The organism is Jeongeupia sp. HS-3, from assembly GCF_015140455.1.
GTDB lineage: Bacteria > Pseudomonadota > Gammaproteobacteria > Burkholderiales > Chitinibacteraceae > Jeongeupia.
Map to the genome: position 1 here is coordinate 16,622 of NZ_AP024094.1, position 16,514 is coordinate 33,135.

The 16,514-nt window shown below is 59.4% G+C and carries 18 protein-coding genes; 8 read left to right on the forward strand and 10 right to left on the reverse strand.

Translation table 11 applies throughout. The features are described 5' to 3' along the window. Positions 1-36: 36 nt before the first annotated feature. From JLC71_RS00170 to JLC71_RS00205, 8 genes are all read right to left on the reverse strand, one after another. Positions 37-222: a DNA gyrase inhibitor YacG gene (locus JLC71_RS00170; RefSeq protein ID WP_200916680.1), complete on the reverse strand. Its 186-nt coding sequence runs from the start codon at positions 220-222 to the stop codon at positions 37-39. Next, positions 219-977: a cell division protein ZapD gene (gene zapD / locus JLC71_RS00175; RefSeq protein WP_200916681.1), complete on the reverse strand. Its 759-nt coding sequence runs from the start codon at positions 975-977 to the stop codon at positions 219-221. Before zapD ends, JLC71_RS00170 begins: the two co-directional genes overlap by 4 nt. Before the next feature lie 68 nt (positions 978-1,045). Continuing rightward, a complete protein-coding gene (gene coaE / locus JLC71_RS00180) occupies positions 1,046-1,660 on the reverse strand; it encodes a dephospho-CoA kinase (protein WP_200916682.1) in 615 nt (204 codons plus the stop codon). Between the two features lie 2 nt (positions 1,661-1,662). Further along, positions 1,663-2,541, reverse strand: coding sequence for a prepilin peptidase (locus tag JLC71_RS00185; RefSeq protein ID WP_200916683.1), 879 nt, complete (start codon positions 2,539-2,541; stop codon positions 1,663-1,665). After that, complete coding sequence (locus JLC71_RS00190) at positions 2,541-3,764, reverse strand: type II secretion system F family protein (protein ID WP_200916684.1); 1,224 nt, start codon at positions 3,762-3,764, stop codon at positions 2,541-2,543. Before JLC71_RS00190 ends, JLC71_RS00185 begins: the two co-directional genes overlap by 1 nt. 24 nt (positions 3,765-3,788) lie before the next feature. Further along, entirely contained in the window at positions 3,789-5,495 is a 1,707-nt protein-coding gene (gene pilB, locus JLC71_RS00195; protein ID WP_200916685.1) for a type IV-A pilus assembly ATPase PilB, read from the reverse strand. A gap of 115 nt (positions 5,496-5,610) precedes the next feature. Continuing rightward, complete coding sequence (locus JLC71_RS00200; RefSeq protein ID WP_200916686.1) at positions 5,611-6,867, reverse strand: HlyC/CorC family transporter; 1,257 nt, start codon at positions 6,865-6,867, stop codon at positions 5,611-5,613. Positions 6,868-6,920: 53 nt separating this feature from the next. After that, on the reverse strand, positions 6,921-7,568 hold the full coding sequence (locus JLC71_RS00205) for a cytochrome C assembly family protein (RefSeq protein ID WP_200916687.1): 648 nt from the start codon (positions 7,566-7,568) through the stop codon (positions 6,921-6,923). 240 nt (positions 7,569-7,808) lie between these two features. Between JLC71_RS00205 and ffh the strand changes: the two genes are divergently transcribed. The 8 genes from ffh to JLC71_RS00245 all read left to right on the forward strand — a co-directional run bounded on the left by ffh (position 7,809) and on the right by JLC71_RS00245 (position 13,633). Further along, on the forward strand, positions 7,809-9,158 hold the full coding sequence (gene ffh, locus JLC71_RS00210) for a signal recognition particle protein (RefSeq protein ID WP_200916688.1): 1,350 nt from the start codon (positions 7,809-7,811) through the stop codon (positions 9,156-9,158). A 100-nt stretch (positions 9,159-9,258) separates the two neighbouring features. Then, on the forward strand, positions 9,259-9,510 hold the full coding sequence (gene rpsP, locus JLC71_RS00215) for a 30S ribosomal protein S16 (RefSeq protein ID WP_200916689.1): 252 nt from the start codon (positions 9,259-9,261) through the stop codon (positions 9,508-9,510). Positions 9,511-9,568: 58 nt separating this feature from the next. Next, positions 9,569-10,051, forward strand: a complete 483-nt coding sequence (gene rimM / locus JLC71_RS00220) for a ribosome maturation factor RimM (RefSeq protein WP_200916690.1) — start codon at positions 9,569-9,571, stop codon at positions 10,049-10,051. 5 nt (positions 10,052-10,056) lie between these two features. Next, positions 10,057-10,833 (forward strand): tRNA (guanosine(37)-N1)-methyltransferase TrmD, encoded by a 777-nt coding sequence (gene trmD, locus JLC71_RS00225; RefSeq protein ID WP_200916691.1) that lies wholly within the window; start codon positions 10,057-10,059, stop codon positions 10,831-10,833. Between the two features lie 28 nt (positions 10,834-10,861). Next, complete coding sequence (rplS, locus tag JLC71_RS00230) at positions 10,862-11,242, forward strand: 50S ribosomal protein L19 (RefSeq protein ID WP_200916692.1); 381 nt, start codon at positions 10,862-10,864, stop codon at positions 11,240-11,242. 86 nt (positions 11,243-11,328) lie between these two features. Further along, a complete protein-coding gene (locus JLC71_RS00235; RefSeq protein ID WP_236250926.1) occupies positions 11,329-11,820 on the forward strand; it encodes a methylated-DNA--[protein]-cysteine S-methyltransferase in 492 nt (163 codons plus the stop codon). A 17-nt stretch (positions 11,821-11,837) separates the two neighbouring features. Further along, positions 11,838-12,734 carry a site-specific tyrosine recombinase XerD gene (xerD, locus tag JLC71_RS00240; protein ID WP_236250927.1) on the forward strand — a complete coding sequence of 299 codons (897 nt, stop codon included), beginning with the start codon at positions 11,838-11,840 and terminating at the stop codon, positions 12,732-12,734. Positions 12,735-12,745: 11 nt separating this feature from the next. After that, a complete protein-coding gene (locus tag JLC71_RS00245; RefSeq protein ID WP_236250928.1) occupies positions 12,746-13,633 on the forward strand; it encodes a mechanosensitive ion channel family protein in 888 nt (295 codons plus the stop codon). Between the two features lie 69 nt (positions 13,634-13,702). Here the strand turns inward: JLC71_RS00245 and clpA are convergent, their stop codons facing one another. Then, positions 13,703-15,970, reverse strand: a complete 2,268-nt coding sequence (clpA, locus tag JLC71_RS00250; RefSeq protein ID WP_200916693.1) for an ATP-dependent Clp protease ATP-binding subunit ClpA — start codon at positions 15,968-15,970, stop codon at positions 13,703-13,705. After that, the gene (gene clpS, locus JLC71_RS00255; RefSeq protein WP_200916694.1) at positions 15,967-16,278 is read right to left on the reverse strand and encodes an ATP-dependent Clp protease adapter ClpS; all 312 of its coding nucleotides are present in this window, start codon (positions 16,276-16,278) and stop codon (positions 15,967-15,969) included. Before clpS ends, clpA begins: the two co-directional genes overlap by 4 nt. Positions 16,279-16,514: the final 236 nt, after the last annotated feature.

Below are 16,514 nucleotides of genomic sequence, written 5' to 3' on the forward strand. Positions count from 1 at the left end.
ATGACCGGAAGTTGAAAGTGACGTGACGGTTGGCGGCTAGGCGTCGAGTGGCGGTATATCGGGCTGGGTCGGGTCGGCCAACGGAATGCGGTAGCTTTCATCGGCCCATTGGCCGAGATCGATCAGCCGGCAGCGTTGGCTGCAGAATGGCCGGAACGGATTATCGGGGCTATAGGCTGCGGGCTCGCCGCATTGCGGGCAGGAAACGATGCGTTTGTTCACAGATTGCAGTAGCTGAGTGAGAAGTCGACGTCGGCATCGACCGAGCGGGCACGTTCGCCCGAGGTCGAGGGCAACATGAAACGGATATTGATGGCGTAGCGGTTGGCGGACAGCTCCGGCACGGCAGGCAGGTCGGCCACCAGATTGACCTTCAATAGTTGTACCGATTTACCGCCGGACATCTGCTGAAAATTGCCGTTCTTCGCTGTGTAGTGGCAGACCTTGGCCGAATCGCGCAGCAGGCGCAGCACGATGTCTAGCGCGTGCTTGATTGGCAGCAGTGGTGTGAACCAGCGATCGAGGTCGGCCTGACGACGCGGTGCGCCCTGTTGTAGCCAATAGTGATACGAGGGTAGATCGAACTCGCAGACGCCTCCCGGGATATTGGCCCGTTGCTTGATCGCCATTAACCATTCGTTATCGCGCAAGAACTGACCGAATTTGCCGGTCATCTGCAACAAGCGGCCGTGCGTGGACTCAATGTCGTTGAGTATCTTTTCCAGCGCCGCTTCGGAAATCTGTGGATTATGGCGCAGCCCGGTTAGTGTCTGGCGCTGACGCTCCAGCTCTTGCAGCAGATCGGACTTCAAATCGGCCCGGCTCGCGACTTCCATGATCTCGAAGATTCCCAGCAAGGCACTGTGATGGTCGAGCGCGTGCCCACCTGCCACGAAATGAGCGGTACGGTTGTAGAGGTTTTCCAGACGCAATAGCGTGCGAATACGCTCGTTGATGGGGAATTCGTAGCTGATCACGGTACGCTCAGCGGCAAAGGTATGCAATTTTGCGGCAAGGATGACATTTTGGAAACCCGGCGGAATGATTAAGTCTGGGCGACGGTGGACCAGGCGAGGTAGCGCTGGTGTTGCTGGGCGACTACTTCGGCGAGCCTATCGAGTGAGCCGTCGTTGTCGATAATGTCGTCGCCGAGTTCGCGACGTTTGCTGCGATCGAGCTGACTGTTGATGATGGCATCGGCCAGCTCGCCAGTCATTCCCGGGCGAGCCAGTAGGCGTTGTCGTTGGCGTGTTTCGCTGCACTCGACTACCAGTGCGCGTTCGACTCTGGCGCGGAAGGCGGGCGCTTCGAACAGTAACGGCACGGCAACGAGGGCGTATGGCGTCGTTGCGGGGAGCTCGCCGAGCTCGCGTTCGATCTCGGCAAGGATCCGTGGATGCATGATGGCTTCAAGTTGTGCCCGTGCTGCCGCATTGTCGAAGACATGCTGGCGCATCCACCCGCGCGCCAAGGTGCCATCAGCGTCGATTGCCGCCGGGCCGAAATGCGCACGAATGGCATCGAGCGCCGCCGATGGCGGTTGCGAGAGCCGGTGAGCGATTACATCGGCGTCGATGACCGGCACGCCTCGTTGCGAGAACAGGGCGCTGACGGTTGACTTGCCGCTGGCGATGCCGCCGGTGAGGCCGATGACGCGCATATTTATCCCAATCCGTTGAACAGTGCCGAGCCGAGTGTTGCACCCCACATCAGGGTGAGCCAGCCGGCGATGCCAAGGTAAGGACCAAATGGAATCGGCTTGCCCCAGCCGCGCTTGGCGGCTATGACCTGGCCGATGCCGATTACCGCGCCGGCTACGGACGATAGCAGGATGATGACCGGTAGTGCCGCCCAGCCAAACCAGGCCCCCAATGCTGCGAGCAGTTTGAAGTCACCATAGCCCATACCTTCCTTGCCGGTGATGAGCTTGAACAACCAAAAGATGCTCCAGAGCACGAGATAGCCGGCCATTGCGCCGACGACGGCGTGCGAAAGCGGAACAAAGGTGGCGTTGAGGTTGATCCCCAATCCCAGCCAAAGCAGGGGTAGGGTAATGCTGTCCGGCAGCAGATAGGTATCCGCATCAATGGCGATCAGTGCGATCAGTGCCCAAGTCAGCGCGATGCCGGCGATGCCGCTCGCACCGAGGCCGAAATGCAGGCCGACCCAGGTCGTGAGAGTTGCGGTAGCCAGCTCAATCAGTGGATAGCGTGGGCTGATTGGCGCAGCGCAGGCGCGACAGCGGCCGCGCAGAACCAGCCAGCTGATCACCGGGATGTTCTCCAGCGCGCCGATCGGATGCTCGCAGTGTGGGCAGCGCGAGCGCGGTGTCATCAAGTTGTAGTGCGGCCGCGGCGGTTGGGGGGCATCCAGCGGTAAGTCGATGCAGCTGCATTCGTGGCGGAAATCGGCTTCGATCATTTTCGGTAGCCGGTGAATCACCACATTGAGGAAACTACCAACGAGCAAGCCGAGCACGAACAAAAACCCGCCGAACACTGGCGGGCTCTGCTGCAATAGCACGAGAAAATCGCTCGTCATTAGCCGACGGCCTCGCCCATCTTGAAAATGGGCAGGTACATCGCGACGACCAGGCCACCGATCAGCGTGCCGAGCACCACCATGATGATGGGCTCCATCAGGCTTGATAGTGCTTCCACCGCGTTGTCGACCTCTTCCTCGTAGTAGTCGGCAATCTTGCCGAGCATCGCGTCGAGTGCGCCGGACTCCTCACCAATCGAGGCCATTTGCAGCACCATGTTCGGGAAGACATTGGCGTTTTGCATCGATAGCGTCAAGCTGGTGCCGGTGCTGACCTCGGCCTGGATCTTGGCCGTGGCGATCTTGTAAACATGATTGCCTGCCGCACCACCGACCGAGTCCAGCGATTCGACCAAAGGCACGCCGGCGGCGAACATCGTCGCCAGCGTGCGCGACCAGCGGGCAATGGTGGCGTTTTTGACGATTTCACCAAAAATCGGCAGTTTCAGCAGCAGTCTGTCCATGAAAATCTGCATGGCCACCGATCGTCGCCATGTTTTCATGAAGAACCATATCCCGCCGAAAATACCGCCAAAGATCAGCCACCAATAGCTGACGAATATATCCGAGAGCGCAATAACCATCAGTGTCGGACCGGGCAGGTCGGCACCGAAGCTTGAGAACAAGTCCTTGAATGCCGGGATGACGAAAATCATGATTACGGCGGTGATGACAAAGGCGGCGACGATGACCGCTGTCGGGTAGAACATCGCGGCTTTGATCTTCTTTTTGACGCCAAGGATTTTTTCCTTGTACGTCGCCAGACGCGCCAGCAGGCTGTCGAGAATACCGGCTTGCTCGCCCGCCTGAATCAGGTTGCAGTACAGAGCATCGAACTGCGCCGGGTGCTTGCGGAATGCTTGTGTCAGCGACGAACCCGTTTCGATGTCGTTCTTGATGTCCAGCAGCAGCTTGGTGACCGAGGCATTCGAGTGTCCCTTGGCAACGATGTCGAACGAGGTCAGTAAGGGCACGCCCGATTTGAGCATCGTGGCCAGCTGCCGGGTGAACATGGTGATGTCTTGGTCGGTAATGCGCCGGCCACCCTTGAGGCGCTGTTTCTTGATGCGGGTGACGTTGATACCCTGGCGGCGCAGGTGATTTTTCAGAATCGCCTCACCGGCCGCGCGCATCTCGCCCTTGATCATCTTGCCACTGCGATCCTTGCCTTCCCAGGCGAAGGTCATTTCCTTGACCGCTGCGGCTTTTGCCTGAACGCCCATCGCGTCCTCCCATCGTTCTTTGAGTTATTCGTTGGTCACGGCCATGACTTCCTCAAGCGAGGTCATGCCCTGTTTGACTTTCAGCAGCCCGGATTGCCGCAGGTCGCGCACGCCTTCCAGGCGCGCCTGGTCGGCAACGTCGATCGCCGTGCCGTTTCTCATGATGATGCGGTTGATTTCATCAGAGATCGGCATGACCTGATAGATGCCAACCCGGCCTTTGTAGCCGGTGTCCTTGCATAGATCGCAGCCGATCGCCTTGTAGGGGGTCCAGCTGCCGTCCAGATCGCCTTCGGTGAAGCCTGCGCGCAGCAACGCTTCGTTGGGGATATCCGCCGGGGCCTTGCAGTGCGAGCACAGTCGCCGTGCCAGACGCTGCGCGGTGATCAGGATCACCGAGCTGGCGACGTTGAACGGCGCTACGCCCATATTCAGCAGGCGGGTCAGGGTGCCCGGTGCGTCGTTGGTGTGTAGCGTCGAGAACACCATGTGGCCGGTTTGCGCGGCCTTGATCGCGATGTCGGCGGTTTCCAGGTCGCGGATTTCACCGACCATGATGATGTCCGGATCCTGGCGCAGGAAGGCCTTGAGCGCGGCGGAGAAGGTCAGTCCGGCCTTGTCGTTGACGTTGACCTGATTAACGCCGGGCAGGTTGATTTCCGCCGGGTCTTCGGCGGTCGAAATATTCGTGCCGGGTTCGTTGAGAATGTTCAGGCAGGTATACAGCGATACGGTCTTGCCCGAACCGGTGGGGCCGGTGACCAGCACCATGCCGTAAGGCCGAGTCACCGCGTTGAGCAGGGCGGCTTTTTGATCCGGCTCGTAACCCAGCGCATCGACCCCCAGCGTCGCAGAGGTCGGGTCGAGGATCCGCATGACGATTTTTTCGCCGTGCAGCGTAGGTAGCGTCGAAACCCGGAAATCGATGGCCCGGCTTTTCGACAGCACCAGTTTCATCCGGCCATCCTGCGGGACGCGTTTTTCGGCGATGTCGAGCTTGGAGATGACCTTGATCCGCGAGGCGATTTTTTCCTTGATCGCCAGCGGTGGCTGGGCGATTTCGCGCAAGATGCCATCTTGGCGGTAGCGAATCCGGTAGTACTTTTCATATGGTTCAAAGTGGATGTCGGATGCGTTGGCGTTGATGGCATCCAGCAGGATTTTCTGCAGGTATTTGACCACTGGTGCATCGTCGACATCGATATTCGCGGTGTCGTTCTGCGGCTCGGGGTCGCCACCACTGATTTCGAGCTCGGACTCGTCCATCTCGAGGTTTTTCAGCGTGGCGCCGGATGCTTCGAGCAAATGATCGAGCAGTTTGACGAGCTTGTTGTCTTCGACAACGATGGGCTCGATCTGCGCACCGGTCTGGAAGCGGACTTCCTCGGCGGCCTGCAAATTGGTGATGTCGGAGATGCCAATGAACAGCTTGGTGCCGCGTTTGAACAGCGGCACGATCCGCTGCGCCTGCATCACCTTGGTATCAAGCACACCCTGAGGGATGTAGCTGGTGTCGATCTGTTCGAGGTCGAGCAGTGGGTAGCCGAAGGCCTGGGCGCTGAATTCGGCGACCTCCTTGGCATTCATTTTGCCGCTTTGCAGCAGTTGCGCGATGAACGGTGCCTTGTTGGTGGCCGCCGTGCTTTGCAGCGTTTCTGCATCGGTGTCGCTGAGCCGGCCGTGCTGGACGAGCAGGCGAGCGAGTCCGGATATCGAGGGGGTAGTGGACATGAGTTGCGCTAGGACTCTTTGGGTCTAGTCTTGTACGTTCGGCCGGTGCCGACGTCTCCTCGCGAAGAGTCTAGCACTGTGTGCCCGGGCATGCGTATTGGGACAGATTAGGGTTTCATTGTGGATACAACCTGACAACCCGGATGCTGCGATCCTGGGTCTGCACGACCTCAAGACGTTGTCCGGCAATCACCATGCAGGTGCCCGTTTCGGGAATGTCTTCAAAGTATTCAAGAATCAGGCCGTTGAGTGTTTTGGGGCCGTTGGTGGGCAGGCCAAGCTTCAGCTTGCGGTTCAGGTCGCGCAGGCTGCTTGCGCCATCGAGTAGCAGGCTGCCGTCACTCTGGCGGGCAAATGGGCTGGTGGTGGCGGGCGAGTGGGTGGTGAACTCGCCGATCATCTGCTCGAGAATATCTTCCAGTGTTACCAGCCCCAGTAGTTCGCCGTATTCGTCGACGACCAATCCCATGCGACGGTGATTTTCCTGAAAATTCTGCAACTGGGTAAAGAGCGGCGTGCCCGAGGGGATGAAGTAGGGCTGGCGCATGAGCGATCTGACCGCATCGGCATCGGTGTTGTCCTCGGTCAGCGACAGCAACTTGCGTGCGGGCAGGATGCCGAGCACGTTGTCCGGATTGCCGGCATAGATCGGCAGGCGCGAGTGGTGGCTGGTGAAGAGCTGCTGGCGCAGCAGGTCGGCCGGCATGTCGAGATCGACCATTTCCATCTGGTGGCGTGGCGTCATCACATCGTCAACGGTGATCTTGGCCAGCTCGAACAGGTTGAGCAGGATGGTGTGGTGCTTCTTCTCCATGAAACGACCGGATTCGAGCACCAGCAGCCGCAGTTCGTCGGGCGAGAGCGCGGTGTCGTTGTTCTTGTGCTTGCGCAGGTGCATCAGCCGCAACAGGGCATCAACGAAGACATTGACCAGCCATACCGCCGGATAGAACAGCCGCAGTAGCAGCGCGAGCGGGCCGCTGGCGAAATACGCGACCGGCTCGGGGTGCGTGGCGGCGATGACTTTTGGGGTTGCTTCGGAGAGCACCAGAATCGCGAAGGCGACCAGCAGTACGGCGATGCCGAGGGCGAATTCGTTGCCTGCGAATAAGCGGGCGGTGATCAGCGTCGCCAGCGTCGCCGACGCAGTGTTGATGATGGTGTTGCCGAGCAGAATGATGCCGAGCAGTGTCTCGGTTTCATTCAGCAGCTTCTGGGTTCGTACCGCGGGGCGAAAGCCTTTGCGGACTTTGCCGGCCAGACGGTAACGGTTGATCGCCATCATCGCGGTTTCGGCTGCGGAAAAGAATGCCGAGCTTGCCAGGCAAACGATCAGGGCAATGAATAGTGCAGATAAGGGGGTGTCTTCCACGAAAGGGTCCGTGTGGGTGTGGACGCGGCCGGCTCAGTCTACTAGAAGGGACGTCAGGCGCTGTGGCGCAGCAAGGTTTCGATCACGAAGCGCGTGCCGGCATAGCCGAGCAACAATAAAATGCAGCCGCCCAGCGTAAAACGCGAGGCAGTACGACCTCGCCAGCCAAGCAGATGACGGCCGATCAGCAAGGTCGCGAAGCACAGCCAGGCGGCGACCGAGAAGACGACCTTGTGACCCAGGCCCGGTTGATGGCCGTAGATGTGTTCGGCAAAGACCGCGCCGGTAATCAGCGCGACGCTGAGCATGGCAAAGCCGAAGCCAACGCAAGCGAACAATAGCCGCTCCAGCGCGAGCAGTGGCGGCAATTGCCGGAGCAGGATGTGCGCGTCGGCATGGTGCAGGCGCTGATCGGCGAGGCGCATCAGAATGGCGATGCCGGCGGCATTGGCGAACAGGCCATAAGCCAGCATCGCGGTGAGAAAATGCAGCCGCGATACCGCGCTCTGCGCATAAGTCAGCGCGTGACCGGGCGGAAGCACCAAGCTGATCCCCAGCATGGCGCAGACAATCACCAGCAGAATCGGTTGCAGGCCTTCAAGCCGGTAGGCGAGATGGCCGACCAGATAAATCAACAGTGCCAGCCATGCGGTGAGCGACAGCGCCTCAGCGGCGCCGAAGCGCAGTGGACTTTGTGCCATATGCGGCCACAGCGACAAGCCATGCAGGGCCAGTGCGAGCAGGAGTAATCCATGCTCGAGGCCGGGGCGTGGCGGGGCTGTTCTGGAGAGGCGGGAACGGCAAAAATGCCATCCCAAGCCCAGATAGACGACGAGCGCGGAAGCTGCGAGCCAGGTCACTGGAGCAAATCGGGTAGAATGCGGGAATCCACAGTCTAACAGAGCGGCCGCGCCAGCGCGGGCCGGGAAAGGGTCGTATTCATGCTTGAGAATCTGTCCACTCGTCTCTCCGGAGTCGTCAAGACGCTGCGCGGTAACGCCCGGTTGACCGAGGACAATATCCAGGACGCGCTGCGCGAAGTACGCATGGCGCTGCTTGAGGCCGATGTGGCATTGCCGGTGGTCAAGGGCTTTGTCGCCGATGTCAAGGTACGGGCGCTGGGTCAGGAAGTCATCGGCAGCCTGACGCCGGGGCAGGCGCTGATCGGCGTGGTGTATGAAGAACTGACCAAGCTGATGGGCGCGCAAAACGACGGCCTCAATCTGGCTGCGGTGCCGCCTGCGGTGGTGCTGATGGCCGGCTTGCAGGGGGCGGGCAAGACCACGACTTCCGGCAAGCTCGCCAAGCGGCTGAAAGAAGAACAAAAGAAAAAAGTGCTGCTTGTTTCTGCCGACGTCTATCGTCCGGCGGCTATCGAGCAGCTCAAGACCATCGCCGGCCAGATCGAGGTCGAGTGCTTCCCGTCCGACGCATCGCAGAAGCCGGTCGCTATCGCGCTGGCCGCGCTCGATCACGCCAAGCGGCATTTCTTCGATGTGCTGATTGTCGATACCGCCGGCCGTCTGGCGATCGACGAAGCGATGATGGCCGAGATCAAGGCCGTCCATGCCGCGGTCACGCCGATCGAGACGCTGTTCGTCGTCGATGCGATGCAAGGTCAGGATGCGGTGAATACCGCCCAGGCATTCAACGAGACACTACCGCTGACCGGCGTGGTGTTGACCAAGATGGACGGCGACTCGCGCGGTGGCGCGGCCTTGTCGGTGCGGCATGTGACCGGCAAGCCGATCAAGTTCATCGGCGTGGGCGAAAAGCTCAGCGGGATCGAACCCTTCTATCCGGACCGGATGGCGAGCCGGATTCTCGGCATGGGCGACGTACTCAGCCTGATCGAAGACGTGCAAAAGAACGTCGATGAAGCCGAAGCGCTGAAAATGATGAAGAAGGTCAAGTCCGGCAAGGGCTTTGACCTGGAAGACTTCAAGGCGCAAATCGGCCAGATGAAGAAGATGGGCGGCATGTCCGCGCTGCTCGACAAGTTGCCGGGCATGGGCCAGCTGGGCGATATGGCCAATCAGCAGGTGAACGATAAGGCCGTCGCGCGGATCGAGGGGATCATCAATTCGATGACGCCGACCGAGCGCAAAAAACCGGAACTGATCAAGGCCAGCCGCAAGCGCCGCATTGCCAGCGGTGCCGGCGTGTCGGTGCAGGAAGTCAACAAACTGCTCAATCAGTTCGAGCAAACGCAGAAGATGATGAAGCAGTTCAGCAAGGGCGGCATGGCAAAAATGATGCGCGGCATGAAGGGCATGTTGCCCGGCATGTGAGGATCTACCGCGCCGTTGCCGCTCGACGGGCTTGTACTGGCTTGACTTTTTCTCGTACAATCGGCTGTTTCGCATAAACTCGATTTACTGGATATCTACCATGGTTGTGATTCGTCTTTCCCGCGGCGGCGCCAAGAACCGTCCGTTCTACAACGTCGTTGTCTCCGATTCGCGCAACCGTCGCGACGGCCGCTTCATCGAGCGCGTGGGTTTCTACAACCCGCTGGCATCGGAAAGCGAAGAAGGCCTGCGCCTGGCAATGGATCGCGTTAATTACTGGGTCGGCGTTGGCGCCCAAGTGAATGACTCGGTTGCCAAGCTGCTGAAGGGCTACACCCCGGTCGCTGCGTAAGCTCGCCGTGGTACGCACTCCTTCTGCCCCGCAGGCAGTCCCGGACGATCTGGTCGTCATGGGTTATGTCAGCGGGGCGTTTGGCATTCGTGGCTGGCTTAATGTCGTCGCCGATACCGAACACGCAGACAGCTTGCTCGATTACGACACCTGGTGGTTGAGCCGCGATGGCGATTGGCGCAGCTACACCCTCGAAGAGGGCGCAGTGCATACCAAGAAGCTCGCGGCCAAACTGGTCGGGGTGGATGGTCGTGATGCGGCATTTGCGCTGAAAAGCTACCAGGTTGCGGTTCCGCGCAGCCTGATGCCTGCGGCGGCCGAAAACGAGTATTACTGGTCCGATCTTGTTGGCATGGCCGTCGTGAATACGGCGGATGAAGTGCTCGGCAAGGTTGAAAAGCTGTTCGAAACCGGTGCCAACGATGTCTTGGTGGTGAAAGGTGCCGAGACGGAACGGCTGCTGCCTTTCGTTGCGCAGGTCGTGCTCAAGGTCGATGTCGATGCGCGTTGCATCACCGTTGACTGGGGCCTGGACTATTGAGCGGCATGACGCGGCAGATTGACGTTGTCTCGTTGTTCCCGGAAATGTTCGAAGCGATCACCTTGCATGGGGTGACACGACGAGCGGTGGAGCTGGGGATTTTCGCGTTGCAAACGTGGAATCCACGCGACTTCACCGTTGATAACTATCGCCGTGTAGACGATCGCCCCTTCGGTGGCGGTCCCGGCATGGTGATGCAGCCTGAACCGCTGGAGCAGGCGATCGAAGCGGCCAAGGCGCGTCAGCGGGAGCAAGGTGTGGCTGGCAGGGTGGTTTACCTGTCACCGCAAGGCGCACCGTTGACCCATGCCAAGGCAGTTGAAATCGCGGCCCTCGATGGCTTGATTTTGCTGTGTGGCCGGTATGAGGGCGTTGATGAGCGGCTGATCGCGCGGCAAGTCGACGAGGAAATATCGATCGGCGATTACGTGCTGTCCGGCGGTGAGCTGCCGGCGATGGTATTGATCGATTCGATCGCCAGGCTATGGCCCGGAGTATTGAATACTCAGGCAAGCGCCGAAGAAGATTCGTTTGTGGACGGCTTGCTCGATTGCCCGCATTACACCCGTCCCGAAAATTACCGCGGTATGGCGGTTCCGGAAGTTCTGCTTTCGGGAAATCATGCCAACATACGTCGCTGGCGTTTGAAGCAAGCGCTGGGCCGCACCTGGTTGCGCCGCCCGGATCTGCTTGTGGATCGTCAGCTTTCAAAAGAGGAAGCTCGTCTTCTGACTGAATTTCAGTCTGAGCACGGATCAACCGGCTCTCCCGCACAGGGATGAAGGAACAAGCTTCGAAAGGAGTAATGCAATGAATCTGATTCAGCAACTCGAACAAGAAGAAATCGCTCGTCTGGGCAAGACCATTCCGGAATTCGCACCGGGCGATACCGTGATCGTTCAAGTCAAGGTGAAGGAAGGTACGCGTGAGCGTCTGCAGGCTTACGAAGGCGTTGTTATCGCCAAGCGTAACCGCGGTCTGAACAGCGCCTTCATCGTCCGCAAGATCTCGTCGGGCGAAGGCGTCGAGCGTACTTTCCAAACGTTCTCGCCGCTGGTCGCTTCGATCGAAGTGAAGCGTCGTGGTGATGTTCGTCGCGCCAAGCTGTACTACCTCCGCGAGCGTTCGGGCAAGTCCGCACGTATCAAGGAAAAGCTGCCGGCTCGCAAGACCGTGGCTGCTGCCAAGTAAGGCAACGTCCTTCTGCGAAAAACGCGGGGCTCAGGCTCCGCGTTTTTTTTATGCGCCGCGATATCATGCTGGTAAGGAGAGTCGCCATGCTAAACGCGATCGAGTACGCCAATTACCACGCCATTATTGCCAGCCCCATAGGCCCGCTTGGGTTGATGGCCGCAGATGACGTGCTGCTCCGGCTGGATTTTTTACCGGCCGCTGCACCGTTGCGCTTGCCCGCGCTCGGGGTGCTGAGTGACGTCTCGCGGCAGCTGGCGGCCTATTTTGACGATGCGCACTTCCGCTTCGATTTGCCCTATCGCCTCGAAGGCACCGAGCATCAGCGGCGGGTCTGGCGCTCCATTGCGACGATCCCGACCGGACAGGTGCTGCGCTACGGTGAGATCGCCTCGGTGCTCGGCTCGAGTGCGCGTGCGGTGGGTGGTGCCTGCGGCGCCAATCCGCTGCCACTGGTGATCCCATGCCATCGCGTCGTCGCAGGCAACGGCTTGGGTGGCTTCAACGCTCGCCGGCTTGGTATCGACTGGTTGCCGATCAAGCGATATCTGCTTGGGCATGAAGGCTGGTTGCGGTGAGAAGGCCGGAAGATGAGGTGTTGATCGACGAATTCGTCGATGCGATCTGGCTGGCCGAACAATTGGCGACGCACACGGTGAACAGTTATCGACTAGACCTTGGTATTTGGGCCGACTGGCTGAACGAAGCCGGCATTGCGCTGCTTGCCGCTCGCCGCGACGATGTGCAGGCATTTCTGGCTCGTCAGGCTCGGACGCTCAAGGCGGCGACACTGGCGCGACGGCTGGCGAGCCTGCGCAAGTTCTATCGCCACTGGCAACAGGCCGAGCGTATTGATAAGGATCCGACCGAAACGTTGCGCTCACCCAAACGGGTGCGGCCACTGCCGAAAGTACTGAGCGAAGGGCAGGTTGAGGCGCTGCTGGCGGCGCCGGATGTCGATCGGCCCGCCGGTTTGCGCGATCGCACCATGCTGGAATTGATGTACGCCACCGGAATGCGAGTTTCCGAGCTGGTCGCGCTCGGTAGTGATGCCTTGCATCTCGGGGATGGCTATCTCACCGTCCTGCATGGTAAGGGTGACAAGCAGAGACTGGTGCCGGTTGGTGAGATCGCGCAGGACTGGCTCAAGCGCTATCTGATCGAGGCGCGTGCATTGCTGGTGGCTGGCCGTTTTGCGCCGACGGTGTTCGTCAACCAGCGCGGCGAGCCGATGACCCGCCAAGGCGCGTGGTACATCATCAAGCAATATGCAGGGGAATCGGGTATCGATGCCGGCAAACTCAGCCCGCATGTGTTGCGCCACGCCTTCGCCACCCATCTGCTCGATCATGGCGCCGATTTGCGCATAGTACAAAGCCTGCTCGGCCATGCCGATATCAGCACGACGCAGATTTACACGCATATTGCCCGACAACGGCTGCAAGCCCTGCATGCGCATCATCCGCGGGGAAAAACGCTTGGCGAGCATTAGCCCCTTAGCATATGCTGGCTTGGTGTAAGCCTAAACGATTAAATCAGGGAGATATCATGGCAGATTTGAATATTGTTAATACGGGGATGGAGAAAGCCGGGCAGCTGCAAACACTGCTCACCGAATATGCCACCACGGTGGGCGTGAAACTATTGGCCGCCATAGCCTTTTGGGTGATTGGTCGTTGGCTGATCGGTTTTGCTGTCGGTCTGGTGCAGAAATCGCTGGGAAAGCAGAAGGTTGATCCAACCGTGCTGCGTTACGTTGGCTCGGTGATTACCGTCACGCTGAACATCTTGCTGGTCATCGGTATCCTTGGTTACTTCGGCGTGCAGACGACGACCTTCGCTGCATTGATCGCGGCGCTTGGTCTTGCCGTCGGCATGGCATGGTCGGGTTTGTTGGCCAACTTTGCCGGTGGTGCATTCATCATCGTGCTGCGGCCGTTCAAGGTGGGTGATTTTGTCAGCGCCGGTGGTGTAACCGGTACCGTTAAGGAGATCGGTCTGTTTTGCACTGTGATCGATACCCCGGACAATGTGCTGACGCTGGTGGGTAACAACAAGATTTTCAGCGATACCATCCAGAACTTCACTCACAACCCGTTCCGCCGCGTGGAACTCAAGGCGCAGCTGGCCGGTTCGGCCGATTATCAGGCTGCAATTGCCGCGTTGAAAGGGCGGATCGCGGCAATTCCGAACGTCTTGGCGGAGCCTGCCGTTGACGTGGAAATCCTCGAGTTCAATCTGGTTGGCCCGGTGCTGGCGGTGCGGCCGTACTGCCACAATGACAACTACTGGCAGGTGTATTTCGATACCAACAAGATGATCAAAGACGTGCTGGGTGCCGATTTCCCGGCGCCAATGCCGGCGCAAACGGTGATTGTGCAGCAGTCTTGATGCTTCGGCTTCCGGCAAAAACAAACCCCGCATCTGCGGGGTTTGTTTTTGCCGGCTAGCTGGAGAGGATCAAGCCGGGACGGGTTCGGTGATCGGGAAATCGAGCACCACCTTGCCGTCCTCGCCGATGTCGATGGTCACGTCGCCACCGTGGGTCAGCCGACCGAACAGCAATTCGTCGGCCAGTGCCTTGCGGATGGTGTCCTGGATCAGCCGCGCCATCGGGCGTGCCCCCATCAACGGATCGAAGCCTTGCTTTGCCAGCATTTCCTTCAGTGCCGGCGTGAAGTGCGCATCGACCTTCTTCTCTTGCAACTGCATCTCCAGCTGCAGCAGGAATTTGTCGACCACTTGCAGGATGATTTCGGTCGACAGCGGCGCGAACGGAATCACCGCGTCCAGCCGGTTGCGGAATTCCGGCGTGAATATGCGCTTGATCTCCTGCATCTCGTCGCCGGTTTCCTTCTTGGCAGTAAAGCCCATCACCGGCCGGTTCAGGCTCTCGGCGCCGGCATTGGTCGTCATCACCAGGATCACGTTGCGGAAATCCGCCTTGCGACCGTTGTTGTCGGTCAGCGTGCCGTGATCCATCACCTGCAACAGCACATTGAAGATGTCCGGATGCGCCTTCTCGATCTCGTCGAGCAACAGTACCGCATACGGATGCTTGTTGACCGCCTCGGTCATCAGTCCGCCTTGTTCGAAACCGACATAGCCCGGTGGTGCGCCGATCAGCCGGCTGACCGCGTGGCGCTCCATGTATTCGGACATGTCAAAGCGGATCAGCTCGATGCCGAGCGTATACGCCAACTGGCGCGCTACCTCGGTCTTGCCGACACCGGTCGGGCCACTGAACAGGAAGGCGCCAATCGGTTTCTGCGGGTTGCCGAGGCCGGCGCGCGCCATCTTGATCGACGTTGCCAGGGCCTCAATCGCCTTGTCCTGGCCAAACACGACGTTCCGCAAGTCGCGATCGAGTGTTTTCAGCGCGCTCTTGTCATCATTGGAGACGCTCTTGGGCGGGATCCGGGCGATCTTGGAAACGATCTCTTCGATCTCGTGCTTGTTGATCGTTTTCTTCTGTTTCGAGCGTGGCAGGATCTTTTGTGCCGCGCCCGCCTCATCGATGACGTCAATGGCTTTGTCGGGCAGGTGACGGTCGTTGATGTACTTGGCCGACAGCTCGGCTGCGGTGGTCAAGGCCGACAGCGTGTACTTGACGCCATGGTGTTGTTCGAAGCGCTCTTTCAGTCCCTTGAGAATTTCGATGGTCTGCTGCACCGTCGGTTCGGCCACGTCGATTTTCTGGAAGCGACGCGATAGTGCATTGTCCTTCTCGAAGATGCCGCGGTACTCGGTATAAGTGGTTGCACCGATGCACTTGAGCGTGCCATTGGACAGCGCGGGTTTGAGCAGATTGGATGCATCCAGCGTACCGCCCGATGCCGCGCCGGCACCGACGAGGGTATGGATTTCGTCGATGAACAGGATGGCGTTGCGCTCTTCGGTCAGCTGCTTGATCACCGCCTTCAGGCGTTGCTCGAAATCGCCGCGATACTTGGTGCCGGCCAGCAGCGCACCCATGTCGAGTGCGTAGACGGTCGCATCGGCGAGGATGTCGGGCACGTCGCCTTCGACGATGCAACGTGCCAAGCCTTCGGCGATGGCGGTTTTGCCAACCCCGGCTTCGCCGACCAGCAGCGGGTTGTTCTTACGACGGCGGCAGAGAATTTGTATCACGCGCTCAAGCTCGGCATCACGGCCGATCAGCGGATCGATCTTGCCCGCCAGCGCCTGCTGGTTGAGGTTCTGGGTGAAGTTCTCCAGTGCCCCGCCTGCGGCGACATCGCCCTCGTGCTCCTCGCCGGAGGATTCGGGCTTCGGCGTCGGCTGCGCGCTACCGCCGGCCTTGGCGATGCCGTGCGAGATGAAATTGACCACGTCGAGTCGGGTGATGCCCTGCTGATGCAGGAAGTACACCGCATGACTGTCTTTCTCTCCGAAGATGGCGACCAGTACATTGGCGCCGGTGACTTCCTTCTTGCCCGAGCTTTGCACGTGCAAAATCGCACGCTGAATCACGCGCTGGAAGCCGATCGTCGGCTGCGTTTCGACCTCACCCGCGCCCGAGACCACCGGGGTGTGCTCGGTGACGAAATCGGCCAATTGCCGGCGCAGCTCATCGATATTGGCGCTGCACGCGCGCAATACTTCGGCGGCCGACGGGTTGTCGAGGAGGGCGAGCAGCAAGTGCTCGACCGTGATGTATTCGTGACGCTTCTGTCTGGCCTCCATGAAGGCCATGTGGAGGCTCACTTCCAGTTCTTGGGCGATCATTCGTTCACCTCCATGATGCATTGAAGCGGGTGTTGGTGCTGGTGGGCATACTGGCTCACCTGGCTGACCTTGGTGGCGGCGATGTCTCTGGGGTAAATGCCGCAGATCCCGCGGCCCTCGTTATGCACTTTGAGCATCACGATCGTTGCTTGTTCAAGCCCCAGTCCGAAAAATTGCTGGAGCACGTCAATGACGAACTCCATCGGGGTGAAATCGTCGTTGAGCAGTACCACCCGATACATGGGCGGTGGGGCGGCGTGACGCTCCTTGTGTACGAGTTCCGGATCGAGTTGATGCTGTGTCGCCATGATTTTCCAATTGTCTCCGCTCTTTTATTTTGGTCTTTAAGGAGGGCTTTTCAAGCGTGCCGGGCAAACAACACTCAATAAATCTGCTTTGCGATCTGCTTGACCTGTTTCGTCAATGTCGCGTAAAAATGTGCTGTGTTTGATCGACAAGTATCACGCCGTATCGGTATTTCCGCTGCGTTGGTCTTGAGGTCAGGCCTGAATCCCCCGTAAGGGTGTAATGCGTCAACAAGTTT